This window comes from Cupriavidus pinatubonensis (genome assembly GCF_019602855.1).
Lineage (GTDB): Bacteria > Pseudomonadota > Gammaproteobacteria > Burkholderiales > Burkholderiaceae > Cupriavidus > Cupriavidus pinatubonensis.
Window position 1 is genome coordinate 1556276 of the sequence record NZ_CP080766.1, and the last position, 25624, is coordinate 1581899.

The 25624-nt window shown below is 67.2% G+C and carries 23 protein-coding genes and 1 pseudogene; 15 read left to right on the forward strand and 9 right to left on the reverse strand.

The features are described from left to right. The first annotated feature begins 64 nt into the window (after window positions 1–64). Together K2O51_RS07065 and K2O51_RS07070 are read left to right on the forward strand one after the other, a co-directional pair. Window positions 65–970: a helix-turn-helix transcriptional regulator gene (locus tag K2O51_RS07065; protein ID WP_011301441.1), complete on the forward strand. Its 906-nt coding sequence runs from the start codon at window positions 65–67 to the stop codon at window positions 968–970. Between the two features lie 222 nt (window positions 971–1192). Then, entirely contained in the window at window positions 1193–2098 is a 906-nt protein-coding gene (locus K2O51_RS07070; RefSeq protein WP_011301440.1) for a mechanosensitive ion channel family protein, read from the forward strand. 9 nt (window positions 2099–2107) lie between these two features. Here K2O51_RS07070 and edd read toward each other — a convergent pair whose 3' ends face one another. After that, window positions 2108–3943 carry a phosphogluconate dehydratase gene (edd, locus tag K2O51_RS07075; RefSeq protein ID WP_220629988.1) on the reverse strand — a complete coding sequence of 612 codons (1836 nt, stop codon included), beginning with the start codon at window positions 3941–3943 and terminating at the stop codon, window positions 2108–2110. A gap of 256 nt (window positions 3944–4199) precedes the next feature. On the opposite strand from edd, the gene zwf reads away from it, so the two are divergent. From zwf to K2O51_RS07100, 5 genes are read left to right on the forward strand one after another with little or no spacing between them, the layout of a single operon-like run. Then, window positions 4200–5648 carry a glucose-6-phosphate dehydrogenase gene (gene zwf / locus K2O51_RS07080; protein WP_011301438.1) on the forward strand — a complete coding sequence of 483 codons (1449 nt, stop codon included), beginning with the start codon at window positions 4200–4202 and terminating at the stop codon, window positions 5646–5648. 14 nt (window positions 5649–5662) lie between these two features. After that, entirely contained in the window at window positions 5663–6343 is a 681-nt protein-coding gene (gene pgl / locus K2O51_RS07085; RefSeq protein WP_011301437.1) for a 6-phosphogluconolactonase, read from the forward strand. Further along, complete coding sequence (locus K2O51_RS07090) at window positions 6340–7371, forward strand: glucokinase (protein WP_011301436.1); 1032 nt, start codon at window positions 6340–6342, stop codon at window positions 7369–7371. The genes pgl and K2O51_RS07090 overlap by 4 nt, the downstream gene beginning before the upstream one ends. 3 nt (window positions 7372–7374) lie before the next feature. Continuing rightward, on the forward strand, window positions 7375–8082 hold the full coding sequence (locus K2O51_RS07095) for a response regulator (RefSeq protein ID WP_011301435.1): 708 nt from the start codon (window positions 7375–7377) through the stop codon (window positions 8080–8082). Continuing rightward, window positions 8082–9416 (forward strand): sensor histidine kinase, encoded by a 1335-nt coding sequence (locus K2O51_RS07100; protein WP_011301434.1) that lies wholly within the window; start codon window positions 8082–8084, stop codon window positions 9414–9416. The genes K2O51_RS07095 and K2O51_RS07100 overlap by 1 nt, the downstream gene beginning before the upstream one ends. A gap of 13 nt (window positions 9417–9429) precedes the next feature. Here K2O51_RS07100 and K2O51_RS07105 read toward each other — a convergent pair. Further along, window positions 9430–9564: pseudogene (locus K2O51_RS07105) on the reverse strand (2-hydroxyacid dehydrogenase); the annotation flags it as partial. A 311-nt stretch (window positions 9565–9875) separates the two neighbouring features. Here K2O51_RS07105 and K2O51_RS07110 point away from each other — a divergent pair. Next, entirely contained in the window at window positions 9876–10331 is a 456-nt protein-coding gene (locus K2O51_RS07110) for a YccF domain-containing protein (RefSeq protein WP_011301433.1), read from the forward strand. A gap of 3 nt (window positions 10332–10334) precedes the next feature. Here K2O51_RS07110 and K2O51_RS07115 read toward each other — a convergent pair whose 3' ends face one another. Genes K2O51_RS07115 through K2O51_RS07125 form a run of 3 tightly spaced genes read right to left on the reverse strand, consistent with a single transcriptional unit; the run spans window position 10335 to window position 12662 of the window. Then, window positions 10335–10793 (reverse strand): MarR family winged helix-turn-helix transcriptional regulator, encoded by a 459-nt coding sequence (locus tag K2O51_RS07115; RefSeq protein WP_011301432.1) that lies wholly within the window; start codon window positions 10791–10793, stop codon window positions 10335–10337. A gap of 26 nt (window positions 10794–10819) precedes the next feature. Continuing rightward, window positions 10820–10993, reverse strand: a complete 174-nt coding sequence (locus K2O51_RS07120) for a hypothetical protein (protein ID WP_166487106.1) — start codon at window positions 10991–10993, stop codon at window positions 10820–10822. Next, window positions 10983–12662 carry an FAD-dependent oxidoreductase gene (locus K2O51_RS07125; protein WP_220629989.1) on the reverse strand — a complete coding sequence of 560 codons (1680 nt, stop codon included), beginning with the start codon at window positions 12660–12662 and terminating at the stop codon, window positions 10983–10985. Before K2O51_RS07125 ends, K2O51_RS07120 begins: the two co-directional genes overlap by 11 nt. Window positions 12663–12800: 138 nt before the next feature. Here K2O51_RS07125 and K2O51_RS07130 point away from each other — a divergent pair, with 138 nt between their 5' ends. The 3 genes from K2O51_RS07130 (at window position 12801) to K2O51_RS07140 (ending at window position 16397) form a co-directional block, all read left to right on the forward strand. Then, window positions 12801–14582, forward strand: coding sequence for an OPT/YSL family transporter (locus K2O51_RS07130; RefSeq protein ID WP_220629990.1), 1782 nt, complete (start codon window positions 12801–12803; stop codon window positions 14580–14582). A 109-nt stretch (window positions 14583–14691) separates the two neighbouring features. Further along, entirely contained in the window at window positions 14692–15849 is a 1158-nt protein-coding gene (locus K2O51_RS07135) for an acyl-CoA dehydrogenase family protein (protein ID WP_011301429.1), read from the forward strand. Further along, window positions 15849–16397 (forward strand): hypothetical protein, encoded by a 549-nt coding sequence (locus K2O51_RS07140; protein ID WP_220629991.1) that lies wholly within the window; start codon window positions 15849–15851, stop codon window positions 16395–16397. Before K2O51_RS07135 ends, K2O51_RS07140 begins: the two co-directional genes overlap by 1 nt. Window positions 16398–16490: 93 nt before the next feature. Here the strand turns inward: K2O51_RS07140 and K2O51_RS07145 are convergent, their stop codons facing one another. Together K2O51_RS07145 and K2O51_RS07150 are read right to left on the reverse strand one after the other, a co-directional pair. Next, a complete protein-coding gene (locus tag K2O51_RS07145; protein ID WP_041680317.1) occupies window positions 16491–16868 on the reverse strand; it encodes a hypothetical protein in 378 nt (125 codons plus the stop codon). Between the two features lie 153 nt (window positions 16869–17021). Then, a complete protein-coding gene (locus tag K2O51_RS07150; protein WP_220629992.1) occupies window positions 17022–19850 on the reverse strand; it encodes a M16 family metallopeptidase in 2829 nt (942 codons plus the stop codon). 144 nt (window positions 19851–19994) lie between these two features. Between K2O51_RS07150 and K2O51_RS07155 the strand changes: the two genes are divergently transcribed. The 4 genes from K2O51_RS07155 to K2O51_RS07170 all read left to right on the forward strand — a co-directional run bounded on the left by K2O51_RS07155 (window position 19995) and on the right by K2O51_RS07170 (window position 23655). Next, on the forward strand, window positions 19995–21524 hold the full coding sequence (locus tag K2O51_RS07155) for a DNA-3-methyladenine glycosylase 2 family protein (RefSeq protein ID WP_011301425.1): 1530 nt from the start codon (window positions 19995–19997) through the stop codon (window positions 21522–21524). Further along, complete coding sequence (locus K2O51_RS07160) at window positions 21521–22054, forward strand: methylated-DNA--[protein]-cysteine S-methyltransferase (protein WP_011301424.1); 534 nt, start codon at window positions 21521–21523, stop codon at window positions 22052–22054. Before K2O51_RS07155 ends, K2O51_RS07160 begins: the two co-directional genes overlap by 4 nt. 7 nt (window positions 22055–22061) lie before the next feature. After that, window positions 22062–22643: an RNA 2',3'-cyclic phosphodiesterase gene (gene thpR, locus K2O51_RS07165; protein WP_220629993.1), complete on the forward strand. Its 582-nt coding sequence runs from the start codon at window positions 22062–22064 to the stop codon at window positions 22641–22643. A gap of 229 nt (window positions 22644–22872) precedes the next feature. Then, window positions 22873–23655 carry a flagellar brake protein gene (locus K2O51_RS07170; RefSeq protein WP_041680621.1) on the forward strand — a complete coding sequence of 261 codons (783 nt, stop codon included), beginning with the start codon at window positions 22873–22875 and terminating at the stop codon, window positions 23653–23655. A 46-nt stretch (window positions 23656–23701) separates the two neighbouring features. Here the strand turns inward: K2O51_RS07170 and K2O51_RS07175 are convergent, their stop codons facing one another. Continuing rightward, entirely contained in the window at window positions 23702–24550 is an 849-nt protein-coding gene (locus K2O51_RS07175) for an IclR family transcriptional regulator domain-containing protein (protein WP_011301421.1), read from the reverse strand. A 170-nt stretch (window positions 24551–24720) separates the two neighbouring features. Beyond that, window positions 24721–25611: a LysR family transcriptional regulator gene (locus K2O51_RS07180; RefSeq protein ID WP_011301420.1), complete on the reverse strand. Its 891-nt coding sequence runs from the start codon at window positions 25609–25611 to the stop codon at window positions 24721–24723. Window positions 25612–25624: the final 13 nt, after the last annotated feature.

Genomic DNA, 25624 nt, shown 5'->3' on the forward strand with positions numbered 1-25624 from the left:
GGTGTCGTCCGGCAACGTCGGGCGGGCGATCGCGGTATAGTCGCCAGGCACTCTTCAGACACGTATGGCCGCTCCTGACACCAGCCTCCACACCGGGAATGACCCGCTGCGACACCATGCGGTGTTCAACGCGCTGACGGGCTCCCGTGCCTCGCTGGAACGCGCCGCCGCGCTTGGCGATGGGCTTGGCCTCGCGCTGTGGCGCAACGGGCATGACGACACCGCCTACGCGCAACCGGGCCACCATACGCTGTCGGTTTACCTCGAGGGCGGCCATTCGACGTACCGGCTCGATCAGCCCGGCAATCTCGGCGCTCCCGGCCGCCTGTGCCTGTTGCCCGCGGATCATGAGTCGCGCTGGCATGTCGGGGGTACCCAGCGCTTCCTGCATCTGTACTTCGATCCCGGCTACGTCGCCTGGCATTGCGTGCGGCTGCTCGATCGCGAGCCGCGCGGGCTGCAATTGCGCGACCTGACCTTCGCCGAGGATCCGCACCTGTTCGCGTTCGGCCAGCGCCTGGCCATGCTCGACTGGCAGGCGCCCGATGCGCGCATGGCCGGCAACGCGCTTGCGCATGATGCCGTCACGCATCTTCTGCTCAGCCATGCCGCCCATCGCGCAGGCACCGACTGGCGAGGCGGATTGTCTGCAGCGGCGCGCCGCATGGTGCGCGACTGGATCGAAGCCCATCCCGAACAGAATCCGACGCTCGGTGAACTGGCAGCGCTGGCGGGTTTGTCGGAATACCACTTTGCGCGCATGTTCCGCGTGAGCTTCGGCATGCCGCCGCATGCTTGGATTTTGCGAGCGCGGCTGCAACGCGCGCTGCGACTGCTGGGCGAGCCGGGCCTGTGCTTGCGTGAGATCGCTATGCGCGCCGGGTTTGCCTCGCCCAGCCACTTCAATAACCGCTTCCGTTCAGCGTTCGGCATCACGCCTGGCGCGTGGCGTGCCGACCGCGTACGCTGACGCGGCTTGCCGTCCGGCCGTCGATGCCGGAAACCAATTCCCTTTCCGGCTGTCCTCTGAAAAACAGCGTAATCCCGCCTAATGGCGCCATTTGTCGGTGAATGTCTGACATTTTGGCCTGACAACGCGCCTGATCCGTTGCTTCACATTGCGCCTTGTGTCGCATAACGGCCTGGCATACGCGCGCAGAAACGGGTACGCCCCCACCTGGAGCCGCTTCTCATGAACTGGAATATGGACGCCGTGAAGCTCGATACCGCATGGAACTACCTGGTGCAGCTGGCCGTGCATCAAGGCATGAACTGCCTGGTCGCCGTACTGATCCTGATCGCGGGATGGTGGTTGTCGGCGTGTGCGGCCGAATCGGCGCAGCGCGCGCTGGACCGCACGCACCTGGATGAAACCGTGCGGCCGATGCTGGCCAACACGTTCCAGTGGATGGTGCGCGTGCTTACCATCGTGCTGGTGCTGTCCCAGTTCGGGGTGCAGACGGCCAGCATCATCGCCATGCTCGGCGCGGCCGGGCTTGCGATCGGGCTGGCGCTGCAGGGAACGCTGCAGAACATTGCAGCCGGCCTCATGCTGGTGCTGCTGCGGCCGTTCCGCGTCGGGCAGTACATCGATGCTCAAGGGGTTGCTGGCACGGTCCGCGAGGTCAGCCTGTTCATGACCGAGCTGACCACGGCTGACGGTGTCTGCCTGCGCGTGCCCAATGGCAAGCTGTGGGGCAGCGCGATCACGAACTACAGCGAGAACGCGTCGCGCCGCATCGACATCGAGACCACGGTGGCGTTCGGCGGTGACATGCACAAGGGCCTGGACGCACTGCACATGATGCTGTCCGCCGAGCCGCGCCTGTTGCCGGAGCCGAAGCCCGAGGCGATGGTCGTCAACTACACCGAGCAGGGCGTCACGCTGAACCTGCGCTGCTGGACTTCGAGCGAGGACTACTGGACGGTGCGCTACGCGTTCTACGAGCGCATCAAGAAGGTGCTCGAGGACGCGGGCTGCAAGCTCGCATCACCGATCCAGGAGGTGCGCATGCCAGACCCGGGCGCCACGCCGGTCACCACACCGCCGACCGCAACGCCCGATCCGCGCGCCAATCCGTTGCGGCGCGCGGGCTAGTTCGCTGAGTCAGTCGCGCGCGTCTTCGTCGGCGAACAGCGTGCAGGCGCCCGCTTCGGCATCACTGACGTTGCGGCGGAAGGTCGCGAACAGGTCGCGTCCGACGCCATGGCGATTGGCCCGCAGGTCGGGGCGTGCGGATTCGCGCGCGTCCCACTCGGCATCTGCCACCAGCACGGTCAGCACACCGGCCGGCGCATCCACGCGCACCATGTCGCCGGTACGCACGCGCCCAATACCGCCACCGTTCAGCGCCTCCGGACAGACGTGAATGGCCGCCGGCACCTTGCCCGATGCGCCCGACATGCGTCCATCCGTCACAAGCGCGACAAGGAAGCCTCGGTCCTGCAACACCGTCAGCGTCGGCGTGAGCTTGTGCAACTCCGGCATGCCGCACGATGCCGGGCCTTGCCACGGCAGCACTGCGACGAAATCGCGCTCGAGCTCGCCGCGCTTGAATGCCGCGATCACGTCGTCCTGGTGCTCGAACACGATCGCAGGCGCTTCCACGACCTGGTGTTCCGGCTTCACTGCAGAAGTCTTGATGACCGCACGCCCGAGCCTGCCGTCGAGCACCTTGATGCCACCGTCCGCCGCGAACGGCTGCGCCGGGCCGCGCACGATCGTGTCGTCGAGCGAGGCCTTGGGCCCATCCGTCCATTCGAGCTTGCCATCGCGCAGCACGGGCTCGCGCGTATAGGCCTCCAGCCCGCGGCCGACCACCGTGTTGACATCGTCATGCAGCAGGCCGAGTTCGAGCAGACCGCGAATCACCACCGACAGGCCGCCGGCCGCCTGGAACTGGTTTACGTCGGCCTTGCCGTTCGGGTAGACGCGCGCAAGCAGCGGCACCGCGGCCGACAGTTCATCGAAATCGTCCCACGTCAGTACGATGCCGGCCACGCGTGCCATGGCGATCAGGTGCAGCGTGTGATTGGTCGAACCGCCCGTGGCCAGCAGGCCCACGATGCCGTTGACGAAGGCGCGCTCGTCGAGCACGTCGGCCACAGGCGTATACCGTTCGCCGCCATGCACGAGGCGCAAGGCCTGCCGGGCCGATTCGCGTGTCAGCGCTTCGCGCAGCGGCGTGTTGGGATTGATGAAGGCCGTGCCCGGCAGATGCAGGCCCATCATTTCCATCAGCATCTGGTTGGAGTTGGCGGTGCCGTAGAACGTGCACGTGCCGGGGCTATGATAGGAACGTGTCTCGGCCTCGAGCAGCTCCTTGCGGCCGATCTTGCCTTCGGCATAGAGCTGGCGCACATGCGCCTTCTCGTCATTGCTCATGCCGGTGGTCATGGGGCCGCCCGGCACGAACACCGCCGGCAGGTGGCCAAACGACAGCGCGCCCATCACCAGCCCTGGCACGATCTTGTCGCAGACGCCGAGATACAGCGCGCCGTCGAACATCTGGTGCGACAGTGCCACCGCCGTGGCCAATGCGATCACATCGCGCGAGAACAGTGACAGGTCCATGCCGTCCTGGCCCTGGGTTACGCCGTCGCACATGGCAGGCGTGCCGCCGGCGAACTGCGCCGTGCCGCCGGCTTCCAGCGCGGCCTCCTTGAGCCACTTCGGGAAGGCCGCCAGCGGTTGGTGCGCCGACAGCATGTCGTTGTAAGACGAGACGATCGCCAGGTTGGGCCGCTCGTCGGCCTTGAGCCGGATCTTCGCCTCGTCCGGCATAGCGGCGATGGCGTGCGCGAGGTTGGTACAGGAAATCTGGCTGCGCTCGACTTTCTGGCCCGCCATGGCGCGGGTGCGGTCAAGGTAGGCCTGACGCGAAGGGCCGCTGCGCGAGACGATGCGGGCCGTGACCCGTTCGAGTACTGGGTGACGTGGCATAGGTTTCTCCTGCGGGGTTGCTTCCAGCCTAGCGCACTTCGCGGCACGCTGCACGGTGGAGCGACGCAGCCAGTGGGCACGCAGAAACGGGTACGCTTTGTGGCCCGCTCGCCTCGCCAAGCGGCGGGGACTCACGTAAACTGGCCGGAACTTATGGGCCGCTGCGGGACACTCATTGCATGCGGCCGCATCGGGCAGGTGCCGCGCATGCGCGCGTTCTGACCGCCATCCTCATGCCTAGGAGCCCACGGTGAGCATGCCTGATTTCGACATGGTGCTGTTCGGCGGCACCGGCGACCTGGCCCGGCGCAAGCTGTTGCCGTCGCTTTATGAAGCCCACCATGCCGGGCTGCTGCACCCGCGTGCGCGCATTCTCGCGACGGGCAGCCAGCCACTGAGCCAGGAAGACTACATTGCGTCGCTGGAGCAGGGCGTACGGCCGGGCCTGGCGCATGCGCCGCCCGAGTCATGGGCCGCGTTCCTGGCCCGCATCTGCTACGTGCAGGCCGACGCACGCGTGCCCGCGCACTTCGATGCACTCGCCGAAAAGGTGCTGTCGCGCCGCCCCGAAGTGGTGGTGTGCTACCTTGCAACGGCGCCACATCTTTTCGTGCCGATCTGCGAGCAACTGGCGCGTACCGGGCTGAACACGCCGAATGTCCGGATCGTGCTGGAAAAGCCGCTGGGGCACGATCTCGAATCGTCCGAAGCGATCAACGCCGCAGTCGCGAAATTCTTTGCCGAGGACCAGATCTACCGCATCGATCATTACCTCGGCAAGGAGTCGGTGCAGAACCTGATGGCAATCCGCTTCGGCAACGCGCTGTTCGAGCCGCTGTGGCGGCGAGAGTGGGTGCAGGATGTGCAGATCACGATCGCCGAGGAACTCGGCGTCGAGACGCGCGGGGACTTCTACGATCGCACGGGCGCCTTGCGCGACATGGTGCAGAACCACCTGCTGCAGCTGCTGTGCATGGTGGCCATGGAGCCCCCGAGCAGCCTGTCGGAAGACGCGATCCGCGACGAGAAGATCAAGATCCTCAAGGCGCTCAAGCCGATTACGCCGCAGGCCGTGGCCGAGAAGACCGTGCGCGGCCAGTATCGCGCCGGCGCCATCGGGGGCAAGCCGGTGCCGGGCTACCTCGACGAGAAAGGCATTGCCGCCGACAGCCGGACCGAGACCTTTGTCGCGATCAAGGCGGAGATCGCCAACTGGCGCTGGGAAGGCGTGCCGTTCTACCTGCGCACGGGCAAGCGCATGCAGTCGCGCGTGGCCGAGATCGTGGTGCATTTCCGCGATGTGCCGCATGCCATCTTTCCGCGGCCGCTGACGCTGTCGCCGCAGAACCGGCTCGTGATCCAGCTGCAGCCCGAGGAAAGCATCCGCTTGTACTTCCTGGTCAAGCAGCCTGGCGACACGCTGGAACTGACGCCCACCTCGCTCGACCTGGACTTCGCCAACTCGTTCAAGGTGCGCCGCGCGGGCGCCTATGAACGGCTGCTGCTCGACGTGATCCGCGGCAGGCTGGGCCTGTTCGTGCGGCGTGACGAGCAGGTGCAGGCGTGGCGCTGGGTCGAGCCGATTCTCGACACATGGGAAGAAAGCAACGTGCCGCCCAAGCCGTATACCGCGGGCACGTGGGGTCCGGCGGCGTCGTCGGCGCTGATGTCGCGCGACGACTCGCTGTGGCACGAGGAAGCCTGACTGGAGATACCGCCATGCGCGAATTCGAGCATGCAAACGCGATGGACCAGGCCGAGGCGCTGGCCATTTCCATCGGCAATGCACTGGACCAGGCGATCCGCGTCAACGGCTGGGCCGTGCTCGCGGTGTCCGGCAGCCGCTCGCCGGTGCCGATGTTCGAGCGCCTGCGCTACCGCCCCGTGCGCTGGGACGCAGTGACCATCACGCTGGTCGACGAGCGCGTGGTGCCGCCGGACCACCCCGACAGCAATGGCGGGCTCGTGCGCGCACACCTGCTGCGCGAAGCCGCGGCCAGTGCGGCGTTCGTGCCGCTGATCGCGGATGCCGCTGAGGTCGCGGACCCGGCGAGCGCCGTGGCGCGGCTCAACAAGGCATTCCGGCAACCCGACGTCGTGGTGCTCGGCATGGGCGAGGATGGGCACACCGCATCGCTGTTCCCGGATGCGCCCGAACTGCAGACCGCACTCAGCGACCCGAAGCCCGGGTACCTCATTACCCATCCGTCGAGCGCGCCGCATGTGCGCGTGACGCTGAACCTTGCCGCGATCCTCGCTGCCGAGCGTGCTTTCCTTGCTGTCGCAGGCAAGGTCAAGGCCGAGGTGCTGGCCCGCGCAATGCAAGGCCCGACGCCGGCGCTGCCGGTCAGCATCGTGCTGGCCAACCAGCGCCGCGGCTTCGACCTTTTCCGTGCATGAGCAACGCCATGGCTGCTTCCGCCGTGCCCGATGACACCGCCTATCCGCGTTTGCTGGCCGACGTGGGCGGGACCAATGTGCGCTTCGCACTGGAAACGGCGCCGATGCAGATCGGCGCCGTGACCGCGCTGAAGGTGGCCGACCATCCGTCGCTGGAAGCGGCCATGCGCCACTACCGCGATGCGCTGTCTGCCTCGGGTGCCAAGTTGCCGCGCCATGCTGCCATCGGTCTCGCGAATCCGGTCACGGGCGACCACGTTCGCCTGACCAACCACGACTGGGCCTTCTCGATCGAAGCCACGCGGCAAGCGCTCGGGCTGCAGACGCTCGTGGCCATCAACGATTTCACGTCGCTGGCGCTGGGCTTGCCTTACCTTGGCGCGAACGATCTCGTGCAGATCCGCTCCGGCCAAGCCGTGGCCACTGCGCCGCGTGCGCTGATCGGGCCTGGCACCGGGTTGGGCGTGTCGGGGCTGGTGCCCGCGCCGGGCGGTGGCGCCGTGGCGCTGGCGGGGGAGGGCGGCCATATCGAACTCATGCCCGTGACCGACGACGAGTGGATCGCCTGGCGCGCCACGCACGCGAGCCTTGGGCGGGTGTCGGCGGAGCGGTTGTTGTCAGGCATGGGGCTGTCGCAGATCCATGCCGCGCTGTCCGCAGAAACGGGTACGCGCGTGGACGTGCCGCTGACGCCCGAGCAGGTCACGACGGGTGCCTTCGCACGGCACGATCCGCTCTGCGAGCGCACCATGGCGGTGTTTTTTGGCCTGCTCGGATCTGTCGCAGCGGACATCGCGCTGGTAATGGGCGCGCTTGGCGGCGTGTATCTCGGTGGCGGCATCCTGCCGCGCTTCGTGCCAGCGCTGCAGGCGTCGGCCTTCAATGCGCGCTTCGTCGCCAAGGGCCGCATGCGCGGCTATCTCGACAAGCTGCCTGTCTACGTGATTACCGCGAGCTATCCCGCGCTGCCGGGCCTGGCGCGCGCGCTGGCCGATACGCTCAGTCACGGCCGCCCACATATCGGATAAGACATGCGCGTGCTGCTGGTGGAAGACGATGCCATGATCGGCGACAGCGTGAAGCTTGCGTTGCGCCAGGAAGGCTTTGCGGTGGACTGGGTGCAGGATGGCGAGGCGGGCCTTGCCGCGGGCACGCCAACGGGAGGCTCGGGCGGTGCCGACGAAGGCGCGTGCTATGACCTGATCCTGCTCGACCTCGGCTTGCCGCGCCGCTCGGGGCTTGACGTGCTGCGTGCCCTGCGCGCGCGCGGCGTGTCGACGCCGGTGCTGATCCTGACCGCACGTGACGCGATTGCCGATCGTGTGGCGGGACTCAATGCGGGCGCCGACGATTACCTCGTCAAGCCGTTCGACCTGCAGGAGCTGGCCGCGCGCATGCACGCGCTCGCGCGCCGCGCCGAAGGAAGGGCCGAGCCGATCCTCAGCTACGGTGCCATTTCGCTGAACCCGGCCACGCGCGAGGTCACCCTCAATGGCGAACCGGTGCACCTGTCCGCGCGTGAGTTCTCGCTGCTGTCGGCGCTGATGGCGCGCCCGGGCAAGGTCTGGTCGGTCGCGCAGTTGCAGGAACGACTGTACAGCTGGGACGACGAGGTGGGCAGCAATACGGTCGAGGTCTACATCCACGCGCTGCGCAAGAAGTTCGGCGCCGCGCTGATCCGCAATATCCGCGGCGTGGGCTATGTCATGCCCCGGCTCGAAGAGGGACCGGGCAACTGATGCGTTCGATCCAGCGAACCCTGCTGTGGTGGCTTGCGGCCGGGCTGATGGCGGGCATCGCCATCGCGACCGTGCTGATCTACGGCCAGGCGCGGCAAGAGGCCAACGCCTTGTTCGATTACCAGATGAAGCAGGTCGCGGCCGCGCTGCCTAGCCAGTTCGCCGATCCGGTGGCACCGCCGTTCCTGATGGAGGGCGGCCCAGGTGCTGACCTGCTCCATGCCGACGAGGACGTGGTCATCCATATCTGGGACGGCTCCGGCCGCAGCCTGTACTTGTCGCACGCGCATCCGGCGCTGCCGGCGCGCGCTGAGCTTGGGTTCTCCAACGTCACCACGGGCGAAGGCGAATGGCGTCTGTACAGCATGCAGCTCGGCCCCGCAGTCGTTCAGATCGCGCAGCCGATGAGCGCGCGACGCACGCTCGCGGCGCGCATGGCGCTGCGCACCGTGGCGCCATTGCTGCTTCTGCTGCCGCTGCTGGCGTGGCTGGTGTGGATGGCGGTGGGCCGTGGGCTGCGGCCGCTGCGCGAGATCGCCACCGAAGTCCGTGCGCGCGATGCGAACGCGCTCACGCCGCTGGCTGTGCGCCCGATGCCGGACGAGATCGCGCCGCTCAGCGACGCGCTCAACCAGCTGCTGGGGCGGCTGTCGCATGCGATCGATACCCAGCGCGCCTTCGTGGCCGATGCCGCGCACGCGCTGCGCACGCCGCTGACGGCGCTGCAGTTGCAGGCGCAACTGGTCGAGCGCGCCGAAGATCCGCAGGCGCGGCGCCAGGCAGTCAGCAACCTGCGCCAGGGGCTCGAGCGGCTGACCCATCTGGTGGCACAGCTGCTGACGCTCGCGCGCCAGGAGCCGGGAGCCGTGACGTTGCCGCAGGAGCCGGTGGACCTCCACGAGGTGGCATCCACCGTGGTGGCCGACATGGCGCAGGCTGCGCTGGATCGTGAAATCGACCTCGGCCTCGACGCTGACAGCGTGCCGGTTGCAAGCGTTCACGGCGATGCCGATGCGCTGCGCATCCTGCTGACCAACCTGATCGACAACGCGCTCGCCTACATCCCGCGCGGCAGCCGCGTGGACGTCCAGGTCAGGCAGGCGACGGGGGGCCGCGCGGTCCAGCTTGTGGTCAGCGACAACGGGCCGGGCATTCCCGCGGCGGAGCGGGGGCGCGTGTTCGACCGCTTCTACCGCCTGCCCGATGCGCCGACCGGCGGCAGCGGGCTGGGACTTGCCATCGTGGCCGAGATCGCGCAGTCGCATGGCGCGCGCGTGTCGCTGGAAGACGCGGGCCCGGGGTTGCGCGTGCGCGTGACGTTTCCCTCCGCTTGAGGGTGCGCGTCGCTCAGACAGGCGTCAGCAGCGACTCGCCGGCAAAGTGGCGGCGGGCGTTCTCCAGGAACTGATCGACCGACGCCTGGATCGCCTCCGGAGACCCTCCGGCCATATGCGGGGTCAGGACCACGTTCGGGCAGTCGAACCGCGCTCAAAGCGTGCGGCCAAAAGCGAAAAAGGAGCGCACATTCTATCGCCGCGGCGCGGCCTGCGCTGTCACGGACGCGTACGCAGAAACGGGTACGCTTTGGCTGTTCGCAGAAACGGGTACGTTCGCAGAAACGGGTACGCTTTTGCTCCGGCAGGACAGCGAGAGGCGATCTTCCAGTGTCCCAGGCCGGTCATCTGTGGCAGAAATCCGGACCGCTGAAGGCCCTGCGGCAGGCGCGCAGAAACGGGTACGCTTTTGCCGGCGCGTATCATCGTGCTCTCTTCTACTCGTCCCGGAATCCCCGCATGCGCGCGATCGGCAATTTCCTCTGGTTCATCCTTGGCGGTGTCTTCATGGGCCTGGCCTGGTGGCTGGCGGGGCTGCTGGCGTTTTGCTCGATCGTGGGTATCCCGTGGGGCAAGGCGTGCTTCGTGATCGGCAGCTTCACGTTCTTCCCGTTCGGCAAGCAGGCGATCAGCCGGCGCGAGCTGAACCAGCGCGACGACATCGGCACCGGTGCGCTCGGCATGGTCGGCAATGTGCTGTGGTTCGTCTTTGCCGGCATCTGGCTCGCGATCGGCCACGTGATGTCGGCCATCGCGTGCTTCGTGACCATCATCGGGATTCCGTTCGCGATCCAGCACCTGAAGCTGGCCGGTATCGCGCTGGCGCCGATCGGCCAGACGGTAGTGAGCAATGAGGTGGCGGAGGCCGCGCGGCGCGAAACGGCGCGTGGCGAGGTCAACAGCCTGAGGCGGTAGGGGCTAGGCGTCGTCGGACGGTTCTTCGCGGCTCGCATGGGCGACGAGCCGGTCCAGCAGGCTGGCGAGCAGCGCCTGCTCCTGTTCGCTCAGGCAGCCGAAGATCTCTTCATTGCGCCGGGCGATCAACGCGATGGCCTGCCGGTACAGCGGCTTGCCCTGCGGCGTCAGGGTGAGCACCACGCCGCGCCCGTCGGCTTTGCTTGCCGACTTGCTGACCAGCCCGCGATCCACCAGCGCTTGCGCCGAACGGCTGGCCTGCCCCTTGGTCAGGTTGGCCTTCTGCGCGAGCGCATTGACCGACAACGGCGCGAACGCGCCAATCGCGGCCAGGCAGCGGCCTTCGCTGAGCAGCAGGCCACATTGCTCGAGGTACGCGTAGGCGCTGTCCTTGTCGCTGAGCTTGTTGACCTGGTGCAGGCGGTAGGTCAGGAACTGGTCCAGGCGGGGCAGGGCTTTCATGTCGGATCCATCAGGGAACCGGAACTTTACACCCGTGCCTCGGCTGTTTCGATCAGGGCGAGCACGGGGGCCAGCGCGTCCTGTCGGCTCATCAGGCCGAGGCACACCATGGCCAGCAGCAGCGGCGTCTTGTCCCGGCCGACCCGGGCCATGGTTTCGCACAGGCGGGTGTAGGCGAGATCGAGTTCGTCAGCTTGCATGGCGGGCTCCGTCAGAAGGGGTTTGCAGGAAAGGGGCGAGGACGGTGCGGATCTGATCCGGTTGCGGCGTGCGCCAGCGCGCCAGGACATAGCCGTCCGGACGAATCACGTACAACGTGCCAGGCTGTGCGCCATAGCGCTGAAAGGCCTGCCCGTCGACATCGACCAGCATCCCTTCCCGAGCCGTACTGCCAGCGGGATTTATGGCGAGCAACTGCACGCCAGCGGCATGCGCCTGCGCCATGGCGGCGATGTCTCCCGGTACGCTATCGCCAAACCACAGCAGCGTGAAGCGATGGCCGAAGCTGGCGGTCAGGTGTCCGCGGTCCACGCGGGCTTCCGGCGCGGGCATGCCCGGCGCCGCAGCGGCGCACTCGCCGCCGAAGTCGGACGGACCATTCAGCGCCGAGTCCGCATACGCGATCGGCGCCGACTGACGCGGATTGATCAGCGAGCGTACGCCCGGTTCATCGAGCGCCAGACGCAGCGTGGCCTGCCGCATCAATTCGAAGGCGAAGTTCGGCGGCGCCATGAACTCCGTGCTCTTGGCGCCGTGGGCGATGTTCTGCCGCGTGGCATGCACGCGCTCGGTGGAATAGCTGTCGAGCAGGCTTGCACCGGCACGGCCCTGGATGACCCACGCGAGCTTCCACGCCAGATTGCCCGCATCATCGAGTCCGGAGTTGAGCCCGCGCACGCCGAAGATCGGCACCAGGTGCGCCGCGTCGCCCGCGAACAGCACTCGCCCGTGCCGGTACGCATCCAGCGTCAGGCACTTGGCGTTGTAAATGGAGATCCACAGCGGCTCCCACGGTTCGGTCTCGCCGATCATGTCGAGATGGCTCTGCACGCGCGGCAGCACGTTCTCGGGCTTGACGGCCTCGATGGGGTCCTCGTCGTCGCGGATCTGGTAGTCGATGCGCCAGACGTCGTCGGGCTGGCGATGCATCAGGATGGTCGAGCCGGGGTTTGACGGCGGATCGAACCACGCCAGCCGCTCCACGTCGCGCTTTGTCTTTTGCACGATATCGACGATCACATAGCGGCCTTCGTATTGCGTGCCTTCCATGCGCAGTCCGAGCTGCTCGCGCACGGTGCTGCGGCCGCCGTCGCAGGCGATGAGCCACTGGGCGCGGACTTCTTGTGTGCCTTCTGCGCTTTCGATGTTCACGCTGACGCTATCCGCATCTTGCCGCACGGTGATGACACGCGCGTTGAAGCGCACATCGGCAAGTGTCCCGCAGGCAAGCGCAGCCTCATGCGCGAACGCTTCCAGGTAGTACTGCTGGATATTGACCATCGGCGCGAAGCGCTCCCCGGGTTCGCTCGGCATGCGGAAATGCAGCACTTCGGCATCGCGGTAGTAGCTGCGCCCGCCGACCCACGGCAGGCCCTTGTCGACCGTGGCCTGGTCCGCGCCAACCCAGCCGAGGATCTCCAGCGATCGGCGCGACATGCAGATGGCACGGCTGCCCGCGCAGTACCCGCCATCAGCTTCGATCACGAGCGAGGCGATGCCCTGGCGCGCGAGCAGGGCGCTCAGCGCCAGGCCGACCGGGCCACCACCGGCGATCAGCACAGGAACCTCGGACGGCCATGGCCGCGCGTCGGCGACGGGCGGCAAGGGTGGCGCAGCGGAGGCGGGGGCGGGGGCGGAACGATCTGTCATGGACAACCTCGGCAATGTAGTTGTGTGCGCAACTATATCGACATAATAGTTGCGCACGAAACTAGCGTAAACCCCGGCGTTCGATACTCTCGCCTATGCTTTGCAGGAAGCACTTCTCCGGCTCATTGTGTGTCTGCCATGCCATCCGTTCCGTCTGAAGCCGCACCTCGCCTGCACTGGCTGCCCGCGCCCGGGAGCTGGCAATACCACGTGCTGCTCGGCGCGGCGGGCATGCTGGTGCTCGGCCCGCTGGGCGGGATTGCCGCGGCGTACATGAACTTCTCGCTGGGCTTCTTCGTGGGCGGGCAGGTGCTGGCCGGCATACTCGGCTCGGTGGTGACCTGCGGCTACGGCGCGTCCGGCCGGCATGGCGCGAACTACATCCAGACCGCGGCCGCCTCGGTGGCCGGCATGGGCGGCATGGCGGTGGTGATCCAGGCGATGAGCTGGCTCGGGCTCGCGCAGCCGCCGCTTTGGCAACTCATGGGGTACATGCTGTGCATCGGCATGTATGGCGTCGGCGTCGGCATGCTGTACACGCCCCTGCTGGTCGACCGCATGCAGCTGACGTTTCCGTCGGGCCTGGCGGTCGCTAATATCCTGCGCGCGCTGACCGATCCACCGCTGCTACGCCGCGCGGTGTCGCGGTTGGGCGGCGGCATGGCGGTGGGGCTGGCAAGTGGATTGTGGCTGTCCCGTCTCGCGCCGCTGGCCGCGCTCGATATCTCGGCATCGACCTTCGGCGCGGGGATGATCGTCAGCGCGCGCATCGGCATTGCCGCGCTGACCGGCGGGCTCGCAGGCTGGGCGATGACGCCGTACTTCGTCTCGATCGGCTGGCTGGCGCCGGGCGACCCATACCGCAAGATCACGTTCCTGATCGCGCTCGGCATGATCGTGGGCGCCGCGGTGGTGGACGTTTCGCTGCTGGCGGCGCGCGCATGGCGGCAGTGGCGCGACCGTGCAGCGCCCGCGGTCGCGCGTGTCGACGGGCCTGGCATGCGCTGGGTCGTGGCATGGGTGCTCCTGTGGGGCGCGGCGGTGGTCGCGGCGGGGGTGGCCTGGTTCGGGCAGCCTCTCGGCTATCAGTTGATGGCGGTGCTGCTGGTAGTGGTGTTTGCGCTGGTCAACGGCATTTCGGTCGGCATGGTCGACCAGAACCCGATCTCGTCGGCGTTCGTGCTGTGCGTGATCCTGATGGCGGCAGCAGGGCTGCGTGCGCCGCACGTCGGCCTGATCGCCGCGACGGTGCTGCTGGTGTCCACCGCCGAAGCCTGCGACATGCAGCAGGACCGCTCGACGGGCTGGCGCCTCGGCAGCCGCCGCATGGTGCAGTTCGGCTATCAGGTGGCGGGGATCATCGTCGGGGCGCTGCTCGCAGTCGCCCTCGCGCGGCTGTTCATGCAGGCGTATCCGGTGCTGGCGCTGGACCAGACCACGCTCACGGCCGACCAGCAGCCGGCGCGCTGGACGTCGGCGATGACCTACAAGATCGTCGGCGTGCTGCGCGGACTGGCCGAGGCGCGCGGCTACCAGCATCTTGCCGTCATCATTGGCGTGGCGATCGGGCTGGTGACAGAAGTGCTGCGCAAGGCGCTGCGCGCGCACGAGGGGTTCCAGCGGTTCGTCCAATCCGGACGATCTGGCAGGACGGTCGATTTCGCGTTGGACGCCGTCTTGCTGCCTTCGCCGTATGCGTCGTCGTTCGGTGGCTTCGTCAATCTGCCCGCCGCGGCATGGATGGCGGCCGGCGGCATCGTGGCCGGCCTGACCGAGGGATTCGGCGCGCGTCGCCCAAGCCGTTCCCTGCCAGAGGACATGAGCACCCCATCGCTGATTGGCGGCGGCATGATCGCCGGCGACGCGCTGGCCGCGCTGGCTATCGGCATGGCAGGACTGTTGGCCGTCACACGCGGCTGACTGTCAAATTTTATTGACGCTTCTGTCCAATGTGGGATGGATTGTCAAATCAGATGGCGCGCGTACCATTGCGCCAAGACTGTCGAACTGGCTTGACTGGAGAAACGCCATGGCCCTTGACCAAGAATCCTTTGCCCTGCTGCGCGCGTCGGTGCAGCGTTTCATCGACGAACGCCTGAAGCCGGCCGAAGACACGCTCGAAGAGCTTGACGACGTGCCGGCCGACATCGTCGCCGACATGAAGGAAATGGGCCTGTTCGGCATCTCCATCCCCGAAAACTACGGCGGTATCGGCCTGTCGATGTCGCAGGAATGCGACGTGGTGTACGACCTCGGCCACACCGCATTCGCGTTCCGTTCGGTGTTCGGCACCAACGTCGGCATCGGTTCGCAGGGCATCCTGATGGATGGCACTGAAGAGCAGAAGCAGGCCTACCTGCCGAAGATCGCCAGTGGCGAGCTGATCATCTCGTTCGCGCTGACCGAGCCGAACGCCGGTTCCGACGCGGCTTCGCTGCAGACGAAGGCCGAACTCGATGGTGACCACTACGTCATCAACGGTACCAAGCGCTTCATCACCAATGCGCCGCGCGCGGGAGCCTTCACGCTGATGGCGCGCACGGGCGGGCCCGGTGCGTCGGGCATCTCGTCGTTCATCGTGCCGGCCGATACCCCGGGCATCTCGCTGGGCAAGCCGGACAAGAAGATGGGCCAGCGCGGCACCAAGACCTGCGACGTCGTGCTGGAGAACGCGCGCGTGCCGGCCGCCAACATCATCGGCGGCGTACCGGGCGTGGGTTTCAAGACCGCCATGAAAGTGCTCGACCGCGGCCGCCTGCACCTGTCGGCGCTGGCCTGCGGCATGGCGCATCGCCTGATTACCGATGCCGTGGCCTATGCCAAGGAGCGCAAACAGTTCGGCAAGCCGATCGGCGACTTCCAGCTGATTCAGGGCATGCTGGCCGACAGCCAGGCCGAGTTGTACGCGGGTCTGTCGATGATGCGCGACTGCGCGCAGCGCTATGACGCCAAGCCGGCCGGCAAGAGCGACCCTGAAGTCAGCATGCTGGCCTCGTGCACCAAGATGTTCTGTACCGAAATGGTGGGCCGCATTGCGGACCGCGCGGTGCAGATTCACGGCGGCGCCGGCTATATCGCCGAATACAAGGCAGAACGCTTCTACCGCGATGTGCGTCTGCTGCGCCTGTATGAAGGCACCACGCAGATCCAGCAGGTCATCATCGCCAAGCATCTGCTGCGCGACTGATGGCGGCCGCGGCAGCAGGGCGCGATAAGGGCAGTCTTCCGGAGAGCCGCGGCGTGCACCGCCTGCGTGCCGTGGTGGCTACCTACCGGCCGGAGTTCCCGGCCTACACGCTGGCCGTGTCGCCGGCCGAGTTGCTGGCGCTCAGCGCCATGCCAGGGGAGCTGGCGGCAGCGCGTGATCCGCGCGCGCATGCTCACCTGGAACGCCTGCGTGAAGACGTACATGGCAGTGGCATCGCGTTGCCCGGTGCGATCGTGGTGGCCGTGAGTGGCGGGCACATGCATTGCGAATGCGACCACCTGTATGCGCTGGAAATGCGCCCGCAGGCCGGGGACCGGCTGATTGTGATCGATGGCTATGATCGCCTGCTGGCGCTCGCCCACAGCGAACGTCGCCACTGCCAGACGCTGGTGTCGGCGGTGTTGTGGCACACCGCCATGAAACCGGTGCCCGCCGCGTGTGGGGGGACCGCCCAAGAGGCGACCGCCAGCGCGATGGCGCAATCGGCGGCCGCGCGCTGGGCCAATGCCGCGCGCGTCTGGCACTGAGTATCCGGAAACACGTGAACGAAGCATGCCGCCGATTGGCGGCATGTTTGTTTTCGGGGGGAATTCGATTCTGTGAGTGGCGCCCTATTCGGCCTACTCGGCAGGCCAGACGCTGTCCACGTCTCGCAGCAGATGCCCCGCGAGGATGTAGTCGCCAAGCCGCGTGGCCTTGGCTTCCAGGTCGAGCAGTTCATGGTCCGTCAGCGTGCCCAGATCGAACTGGCAATACAGGTTGCGCTGCCTGAACGTGGTCTTGACCTTGGCCAGGCCTTCGATCAGCGCTTCGCGCGAGCGCACGGCGACGCTTTCCTGGCCGCGATACTGAACCTTGATCCCGCGCTTTTCCCCGAGCCTGCCGAGTTCGACGGCGTCCTGCCATCCGGTCTCGTAGTCCAGCTCCAGCGCCAGCACTCCTTCCGCAGCGAGAAGCCGGAGCGCTTCCGCCTTGCTGCCAGCCCGCACGATTGACATCCACACCTCTTGTCTCTACTTATACTGTACGAATATACAGTCAACACCAGGGCACGGCAAGGGGCGCGCCGTGGGATGGCGCCCGCGGAAGCCGGCGCGTTGGCTCATTCTGGGCCGCGTCCTTTTCGCTTGCATGACGCTTGCGTGACAATACTACGGACGCGCGGCGGGCGCTTCGCCGGATGCGGCCCCATCCATGGCCCCTGCCGCCGCCGACGCCGCACTGAAATCGCCAGCATAGACCTGCGACAGCCCGCTCGGGATCACGTATCTGCGGATCGCCGCGTTGACCGCGTCGGGCGTGGCTGCACGCAGGCGCGCTTCGAGGTCCTCGGTATAGGCCATGGTGCGGCCCAGATAGAGCTGGTTGGCCAGCGCGCCCGCCAGTGCGCCGTCGCTGCTGCGGCTGACGATGCCCTGCTGCAGGATGCCGCTGACGGCTTCGGACAACTCCGCCTTGCTGACGCCTTCACGCACGAAGCGCTCGAGTTCGTCTGCGACGGCGCGCTGCACGCGTTCGAGGTTCTGCGGTGCATATTGCGCCTGCAGGCCGAAGCGGCCGGCGCGGTCGAGCGCGCCCACATTGACCCAGCTCGATGCGCCGTAGCTGAGCCCTTCCTTCTGGCGCAGCCGGTCAGCCAGGCGGCTGCGCAGCGAGCCGCCGCCGAACACGCGGTTGGCAATCAGCATCAGCGCGAAGTCGGGGGCGTCGTTGGTCAGGTCGATCGGCTCTGCGGCCAGGTAGACCGCATTGGCCTTGCCCGGCGTGGCCAGCGTGAAGTCCGCGGGCGTGATCGGCACGAAAGGCCTGTCCACGCGCGCGAAGGATTGCTGCGCGCGCCAGTCGCCAAACAGCTCGCCGGCCTGGGTGACAGCCGCATCGGCATCGAAGTCGCCGACGAGGCTCAGTTGCGCGTTTTCTGTACCGTAGAAACGTGCGTGGAAATCCCGCACCTGCGCGAGTGTGGCGGCCTGGAGTGCGGCGATGCTTTCATCAAACGTTTGCGCGTGGCGCGGGTCGCCGACCGGGTAGGGGTCGCCATGGCGGCCAAGCGCGTCGGAGGCCATCACGCCCGGCTGCCGCCGCACGCTTTCTATATCGGAGATGGTCGTGCTGCGCAGTGTTTCGAATTCCGCTTCGGGGAAGGTCGGCGCGCGCAGCACGTCACGCAACAGCGCGAGTAGCGCGGGCAGTTGCTCGCGCCGGGTCTCGAAGCTCACCGCGACGCGCTCCGAGCCGCCGGAAATCGATACCCGTGCGCGCAAGGCCTCGATGCGATCGGAAATCTGCATGCGATCCATGTTGCCGGCGCCGCGCCTGAGCATCGATGCGGCAAGACTGCCGACGGTCGTCAGGCCCTGCAGGCTTTGCACGTCGCCCATGCGCAAGATCAGCGTGCCGTTGACCACGCCGCCGCGCGTGGGCTTGGGCAGCAGCGCGAGCTTCATGCCATTGGCCAGCGTCTCGCGCCGCGTGTGCGCTTCGATATTGGCCGGGCTAGGATCAAATTCGGCGACTGCCGCCAGCGCCGGCTTGCCCTGGTAGCCACGCACGAGCTGCGCCACGTCCGGTGCCCTGGGGACCTGCGCGCGTTGCGGCTTGTCCTCGGGTACGAACAGTCCGACCGTGCGGTTCGACGCCTGGAAGTAGTTGAGCGCGACGCGCTGCACATCTTCGAGCGTCACGGTCTCGATGCGGTCGCGCGCAATCAGGAACAGGCGCCAGTCGCCCTTGGCAATGGCTTCCGACAGCGCAATGCCAAGCGCGCCGGGATCGTTCATGTAGTGCTCGTACGCATTGCGCATGCGCACGCGCGCGCGTTCTAGCTCTTCCTGTGTCACCGGCGCATCGGCGAAGCCTTCGACCTGCGTGATAAGCGCCGCGCGCGCGGGCGACATCGCCTGGTCCTTCGCGGTTTCGGCCATGAAGAGCAAGGTGCCGGGATCCTTCATTGCACTGAACGATGTGCCGACCGAGGTCGCCTTCTTCTGCTCCACCAGCGCCTTGTACAGCCGCCCGCCCGGCGTGTCGCCGAGGATGATCGTCAGCATCGCGAGCGCCGTGGTGTCCGGGTGCGCGCCCGGGCTGACGTGGTACTGCGCGGCTACGAGTCCACTGTCGCCGGGCCGCTTTACGACCAGTTCGCGCGCGCCTTCCTGCGGCGGCTCCACGGTGTGCTCGGGCGGCAGCACGCGCGTGGGACGTGCGATGGATCCAAAATAGCGCTCGATGCGTGCAAGCGTCCACGCCGGGTCGAACTTGCCGGCGATCACGAGCACCGCATTGTCGGGCTGGTAGTAGCGGCGGTAGAACGCACGCAGGTTGTCGATGCTGACCTGCTCCACGTCGCTGCGCGCGCCGATGGGTGCCTTGCCGTAGTTGTGCCAGCGGTAGGAAGCGGCCATCATCTGCTGGATCAGCATGCGGCCGGGGCTGTTCTCGCCCATCTCCATCTCGTTGCGTACCACCGTCATCTCGCTGTCGAGATCGGCGCGCGAGACGAAGCTGTTGACCATGCGGTCGGCCTCCATGCGCAACGCCCAGTCGAGGTTGTCGTCGCTCGCGGTGAAGGTCTCGAAGTAGTTGGTGCGGTCCTGCGCCGTGGTGCCGTTGGACGACATGCCGCGTTGCGCGAACTCCGTCGGGATGGTCTTGCCCGGCAGCGTCGGCGTGCCCTTGAACAGCAGGTGTTCGAGCAGATGCGCCATGCCGGTTTCGCCGTAGTTCTCCTGGCGGCTGCCGACCAGGTAGGTCATGTTGACCGTGGTGGTGGGCTTGGCCGCGTCCGGCGCCAGCACGATACGTAACCCGTTGGGCAGCCGATACTCGGTGATGCCCTCGACAGAGGTGACCTGGACCGCGCTCGCCGCCGCCTGCGCCGTGCTGGCCGGCGCGGCGGAAGCGCCGCCTGGCAGCCCAAGCCACAACAGGCCCGTCATAGCGAGCGAGCAGGTCAGCGGAAGCGGTTTGGCAGGACGCATGGAATCTCCGGGAAACAACATCGCAGGCTGGTGATTCTAGCCGTAGTCCATTGCCGTAACTGTGCCCCATGGCACGGTCGAAGGCCACAGGGGAATGTCCGAATCCAGCGGGTGCCTGGGTGCCTGACGCGGTAGCATGCACGCATGGAACTCGATCCCGACACCTGCTACAAGGCCGTGGCCTCGCATGACCGGCGCTTCGATGGCCGCTTCTTCGTCGGCGTGTCGTCCACGGGCATCTACTGCCGGCCCGTGTGCGCGGTGCGTACCCCGAAGCGCGAGAACTGCACGTTCTACGAAAGCGCCGCGGCGGCGGAGAAACACGGCTTTCGCCCCTGCCTACGCTGCCGCCCGGAACTCGCGCCCGGCCATGGGCTGGCCGATATCTCGGGCCGCCTCGCGCAAGCTGCCGCAACGCTGATCGACGAAGGCTTCATGGCCGATGCCGGCGTGGCTGCGCTTGCCGCACGCATCGGCGTGACCGAACGCCATCTGCATCGACTGTTCACCGCGCAGTTTGGTGTCTCGGTGCTCGAGTACGTGCAGACGCAGCGCCTGCTGCTGGCCAAGCGGCTGCTGACCGATACCGCGCTGCCCGTCACCGAAGTGGCGCTGGCCGCTGGTTTTGGCAGCGTGCGGCGCTTCAACGACGTGCTGCGCACGCGCTATGGCCTCACGCCCATGGCATTGCGCAAGCGCGCGTCGGACGGCGTGGCTGACCGGCTGGTGTTCGAACTCGGCTACCGGCCGCCGCTCGCATGGGAGGCGCTGCTGGGCTTTCTGGCGGTGCGCGCGGTCGATGGCATCGAGCAAGTGCGCGATGGCGCGTATGCGCGCACGCTGTCGGTCGAGAGCGGCGGCACCACGCATCGCGGCTGGGTGCGCCTTGATCATGTGCCGGGGCGGCTCGTGTTGCGCGTCACATTGTCGGCGTCGCTCGCGCGCGTGATTCCGCAAGCGCTGGGCAAGGTGCGCCGGCTTTGCGACCTTGGCTGCCGGCCCGATATTGTCGACCGCCACCTTGGTGAGCTGGCCAGCGATGTGCCGGGCATGCGGCTGCCGGGCAGTGTCGACGGGTTCGAGATCGCCGTGCGCGCCGTGATCGGCCAGGTGATCTCGGTGGTGCAGGCGCGGCGCATCCTGGCGCGGCTCGGACAGACCGCAGGCGATGCCCTGCCGGCGCCCGCCATGCCGATCGACGGATGCGCGCCGCTGCAACATGGCTTTCCATCCGCCGCTGCGCTGGCAGCATTGCCGGATGCAGACATGGTTGCCGCCGGCGTGTCACCGGGCAAGCTGCGTACACTGCGCGCACTTGCGCAACGCGTTGCCAGCGGTGCGCTTCCGCTGGAGCAGCACATGCCGCCCGAGCAGACCGTGGCGGCGCTGTGCGAGATTGACGGGATCGGCGACTGGACTGCGCAGTACGTCGCGATGCGCGCATTGGGCTGGCCTGACGCGTTCCCGGGGACCGACTACGCGTTGCGCAAGGTACTCGGCGTGAACACCGTACGGGCCATGCAGGCGCGTACGGCGCAGTGGGCACCATGGCGCGCCTATGCGGCCATCCACTTGTGGCATCGCTATGAAGCGATGAAAACGCAAGGTGACGGCGCAGTGATACCTTTGCCCGACATAATTGCCAGCCATTCCGATATCGAGGTGACGACATGATCAGCTACCGCCAGATCGACAGCCCGCTCGGCGCCATGCTGTTGCGTGTGCAGGACAGCTTCCTGACGGGCGTTTATTTCGAGGGGCAGAAGTACTATCCGGCCGCGGCAGTGTCCAGCGTGGTGCCGGAAAGCGCCGCACGCATCTTCGACGAGACCGCCAGACAGATTGCCGCGTATTTCGATGGATTACTCGAAGCCTTCTCGGTGCCCATGCGCCTCGTTGGCACGGACTTCCAGAGGCGCGTGTGGGAGGCGCTGCGTGCGATCCCGTTCGGCGAGACGTTGTCCTATGGCGATCTCGCCGGACAGCTTGGGCTGCCGCCGGGGCACGCGCGCGCGGTCGGCGGCGCGGTGGGACGCAATCCCGTTTCGGTGATCGTGCCGTGCCATCGCGTGCTTGGCGCGGCCGGCGACCTGACCGGCTATGCCGGCGGCACCGATCGCAAGCGCGCGCTGCTCCGGCTCGAGGGCCACGCTGCCGCAGCGCGTCTGCCGATCATGCAGCAGTCCGCTCTCGCCTTCGTGTAGGTCCGGCGTGGCACGCCTGTTCATCGCCGTCGACGCGCCGCCTGAGATAGCGGCGCGGCTGGTGAAGAGCGTGCCGACAGCCAGCGGCATCCGCGCTGCACCGACCGGGCAGGTGCACCTGACCTTGCGCTTTCTCGGGGAGTGCGACGCGGAGCAGACCGAGCGCATCCGCGCCGCGCTCGACGCCGTCCGTGCGGCGGACTTCACGCTGAACGTGGCTGGCGTCGGCCGCTTTCGCGGCCGGCAGGGCAGCGTGCTGTGGGCAGGCATGGCGCCGTGCCCTGAGCTCGATGCGCTGTATGTGGCCATCACCGCCGCGCTGCAGTCCGTCGGTATCGCGCCGGAGCCGCGGCGGTTTCGCCCGCACCTGACTCTTGCGCGCTGTCGCCCCACGGCGCCGGAAGTGCTGCAACGCGAATGGCTGGCCAATCATCGCGACATAGCCGTGCCGCCGTGGCACGCGCGGCGCTTCGTGCTGTACGAAAGCCGCCTGGAGCGGCAAGGCGCGACGCATGCCGAGATCGGGTCGTGGCCGCTCATGGCACCGGATACTCCTCCTGCGACGGCGAGCGTACCCGTTTCTGCGTGACGCAGCGTGACAAAAACCGCGCGCCGCTGCGCGAAAGCGGCGTGAACGCTACCCCCCGAAAGTCTGTGCTCAAGTTTTGCCACAGATTGCCGAAGCCCATCCCATGAGTCTTGCCGTCGAACGCAGCGTCCCCTTAATATGCGGCGCTCGGCCGCATGCCGTTTCTGCCGCGCCGCCCCCTGAACGTGAATGCGCGCGGTGCGCTGCCATCCTGATGTTGCCTGATTCCATGAGCCTCCAAGAATTTCCCGAGTCCACCCAAGCCGGCGACGGCCAGCGAGACGATATCGATGAGGGGCCAGGCGCTGCGCAGCCGGACGAGCGCTATCGGCTGACCCATACGTCGCAGATCGGCACGGTGCTGCGCGACCTGTCCTGGCAGAAGTGCCTGATCACCGTGCGCACGCGCACCGGCCATCAGTTCGTGACGTCGATCCTGCACATGGATCCGGTCAACCGGACGTTTATCTTCGACTGGTGCAACGCTGATGCCGAACGCCAGTCGCTGATGACGTCGGACGAGAACGCGTTTTCGGGTTTGCTGCGCGGCGTGCCGGTCAACTTCGTGGTCGGCCGTCCGGCGGCCACGCGCCACGACGACCGTCCGGCCTTTACCGCCGAGTTTCCCGAGAAGCTTTACCACTTCCAGCGCCGCCGGCATTTCCGCGCCCGCACGCTGGTGACCAAGGGCTACCGCTGCGAAGTCCGCAACCCGGACAACAGCGTGCTGTCGCTCGACATTGCCGACCTGTCGCTGTCCGGTGTCGGCCTGCGTTCGAAGACGGTTGGCGAAGACCGCCTGCCCGTGGGCACGATGGTGAGCCGCTGCCGCCTGGATTTCCGCGAGCTGGGCAAGCTCGACATCGATCTCCAGATCGTCGGCCACTGGCTGGTCGGCAACGACGACAGCGCGATCCACCACTATGGCTGCGCGTTCGTGAACCCGGACGGACGCATAGAGAATTTTCTGCAGCGCCTGGTGTTTGCGCTGGAACTCGCGCACCGCGGCTGAGGCCGCAAGCTGCCTCAGCGAACCGCGGCGCGGTCAGGACGTACGATCAGGACGTGATCAGGCGGCCAATGGCCGCGGCCGCTTCGCGCATCGGCGGCAGCAGGCGCGACACCATTTCCGCTTCCGTCACCTTGGCCGCACGCACGCTCACGCTGATGCCGGCCAGCACGATGCCCGCGGCCGAACGCACCGGCACCGCCATGGCGCGCAGGCCCGGTTCGAGTTCTTCATCGACGACCACGTAGTCGAGTTCGCGGGCGCGCTCGAAGCATGCTTCGAGTTCCTGGCGCGATACCTTGGTTTGTAGCGTGCGCGGCCGCAGGTCGGCATGCTCGAAGAAACCGTCGAGCACCGACGCCGGCTGGTGCGCCAGCAGCAGGCGCCCGTTCGACGTGCAATAGGCCGGTAGCCGGCTGCCCATGCCGAGCGAGTAATTGACCACGCGCTGCACTTCCGAACGCACGAGATAGAGGATGTCGGTGCCGTCCAGGATGGCCAGCGTGCAGGTCTCGTGGATGCGCGCGCTCAGGTTGTCCAGGATCGGCTGTGACAGCGAAACCATCGACGTCGACGAGAAATACGCGTGCCCGAGGTGCAGCACGCGCGGGCGCAGCGCGAACTGCCCGTCCTGCTGGCTGACGTAGCCGAGCTGCTCCAGCGTGTACAGGCAGCGGCGCACCGACGCGCGCGACAACTGCGTGCGCTGCGCCACTTGCGAGATCGTCAGCGGGCGCTTGCGCTCGGAAAACGCCTCCAGCACGGTCAGGCCGCGTGCCAGCGACAGCATGAAGTTCGGGTCGCCGGAGAAACTGCTGAGCAGATCAGACTGGGGATAGGCAACGCGGACGGTATCGGCCTGGGCCTGGCCGATACCAAGGGGGCGGGTGGTCTCCATCTTTGATTTGCTTTGTTCGATAATCGCGCAATCTTAAACGGAGTCGGCGCCGCGGGCCAGTGGTTTTGGAGCACTGGGGCAAAGACGCCCTGTACACCCGGTGTTTCAGCGCCGAAAGCGACTCTGCCAGCTTGGAGGTAAGGCCCATTCCCGGCAGTCCGCTCAGTCGGTCACCCGACCTGTTCGCGCAGCAGCGCGGCCATGCGTTGCGCCAGCGGCGACAGGTAGGCGCCGGCGCGCGTCACCACGCCGATGCGCCGCCGCAAGTCGAGTTCGTCCAGCCCCACGTCGAGCGGCTTCAGGCCCGGCAGCCCGGCCTCGGCGTGGCCGCTCGATACGCTCAGCATGGGCGTGCCACGGATCAGCCCAAAAAGCGATGCGGTGCCGAAGTCCACTTCCACCCGCATCGCCGGCGGCGGCAGCCCTTGCCGGCGGAAGGCCTCGTCGACCTGCTGGCGCAGCACGATATGGCCCTCCGGCAGCAGCCATTCCTGGCCGCACAGGTCGGCCAGGCGCAGGTTGCGCCGCTGCTGCAGCGGATGAGCTTCATCGGCCACCACCACGAGGCGGTCGTCGAACAGCTCTTCAATGGCCAGGATGTCGGTGGCCTGCCTCGGTACGGGCGCTACGGCAAGGTCCAGTTCGCCGGCCGTGAGCAGGTCCATCAGGTCGCGCGCCAGGCGGCGGCGCAGACGCAGACGGGCCACCGGGCGCTCCTTCAACAGCCTGCGGCAGGCGTCCAGCACGATCGAATTGGGCAGCGACGGCGAGTATCCGAGCCGCAGCACGCCCAACTCGCCGGTGCGGATCCCCTGCATCTCCTTGAGCGCATCCTCGTATTCGAGCTGGATGCGGCGCGCGCGCTCGATAAAGTGCCGACCCGCTTGCGTGGTGCTCATGCCATTGGCCGTGCGCTCGAACAGCGGCACGCCAACCTGCGCCTCGACGCGCTGCACCGCCTTGGTCAGCGCCGGCTGGGTGATGCCCAGCGACTCCGCCGCTCGGCCGATGCCGCAGCACCGCTCCACGGCCAGGATGTATTCGATATCCCGTGTCTCCATGCCAGCATTCCTG

Coding starts and splice junctions, on each gene's coding strand:
- K2O51_RS07065 (WP_011301441.1), top strand. CDS start 65: ATGGCCGCTCCTGACACCAGCCTCCACACCGGGAATGACCCGCTGCGA.
- K2O51_RS07070 (WP_011301440.1), top strand. CDS start 1,193: ATGAACTGGAATATGGACGCCGTGAAGCTCGATACCGCATGGAACTAC.
- edd (WP_220629988.1), bottom strand. CDS start 3,943: ATGCCACGTCACCCAGTACTCGAACGGGTCACGGCCCGCATCGTCTCG.
- zwf (WP_011301438.1), top strand. CDS start 4,200: ATGCCTGATTTCGACATGGTGCTGTTCGGCGGCACCGGCGACCTGGCC.
- pgl (WP_011301437.1), top strand. CDS start 5,663: ATGCGCGAATTCGAGCATGCAAACGCGATGGACCAGGCCGAGGCGCTG.
- K2O51_RS07090 (WP_011301436.1), top strand. CDS start 6,340: ATGAGCAACGCCATGGCTGCTTCCGCCGTGCCCGATGACACCGCCTAT.
- K2O51_RS07095 (WP_011301435.1), top strand. CDS start 7,375: ATGCGCGTGCTGCTGGTGGAAGACGATGCCATGATCGGCGACAGCGTG.
- K2O51_RS07100 (WP_011301434.1), top strand. CDS start 8,082: ATGCGTTCGATCCAGCGAACCCTGCTGTGGTGGCTTGCGGCCGGGCTG.
- K2O51_RS07110 (WP_011301433.1), top strand. CDS start 9,876: ATGCGCGCGATCGGCAATTTCCTCTGGTTCATCCTTGGCGGTGTCTTC.
- K2O51_RS07115 (WP_011301432.1), bottom strand. CDS start 10,793: ATGAAAGCCCTGCCCCGCCTGGACCAGTTCCTGACCTACCGCCTGCAC.
- K2O51_RS07120 (WP_166487106.1), bottom strand. CDS start 10,993: ATGCAAGCTGACGAACTCGATCTCGCCTACACCCGCCTGTGCGAAACC.
- K2O51_RS07125 (WP_220629989.1), bottom strand. CDS start 12,662: ATGACAGATCGTTCCGCCCCCGCCCCCGCCTCCGCTGCGCCACCCTTG.
- K2O51_RS07130 (WP_220629990.1), top strand. CDS start 12,801: ATGCCATCCGTTCCGTCTGAAGCCGCACCTCGCCTGCACTGGCTGCCC.
- K2O51_RS07135 (WP_011301429.1), top strand. CDS start 14,692: ATGGCCCTTGACCAAGAATCCTTTGCCCTGCTGCGCGCGTCGGTGCAG.
- K2O51_RS07140 (WP_220629991.1), top strand. CDS start 15,849: ATGGCGGCCGCGGCAGCAGGGCGCGATAAGGGCAGTCTTCCGGAGAGC.
- K2O51_RS07145 (WP_041680317.1), bottom strand. CDS start 16,868: ATGTCAATCGTGCGGGCTGGCAGCAAGGCGGAAGCGCTCCGGCTTCTC.
- K2O51_RS07150 (WP_220629992.1), bottom strand. CDS start 19,850: ATGCGTCCTGCCAAACCGCTTCCGCTGACCTGCTCGCTCGCTATGACG.
- K2O51_RS07155 (WP_011301425.1), top strand. CDS start 19,995: ATGGAACTCGATCCCGACACCTGCTACAAGGCCGTGGCCTCGCATGAC.
- K2O51_RS07160 (WP_011301424.1), top strand. CDS start 21,521: ATGATCAGCTACCGCCAGATCGACAGCCCGCTCGGCGCCATGCTGTTG.
- K2O51_RS07170 (WP_041680621.1), top strand. CDS start 22,873: ATGAGCCTCCAAGAATTTCCCGAGTCCACCCAAGCCGGCGACGGCCAG.
- K2O51_RS07175 (WP_011301421.1), bottom strand. CDS start 24,550: ATGGAGACCACCCGCCCCCTTGGTATCGGCCAGGCCCAGGCCGATACC.
- K2O51_RS07180 (WP_011301420.1), bottom strand. CDS start 25,611: ATGGAGACACGGGATATCGAATACATCCTGGCCGTGGAGCGGTGCTGC.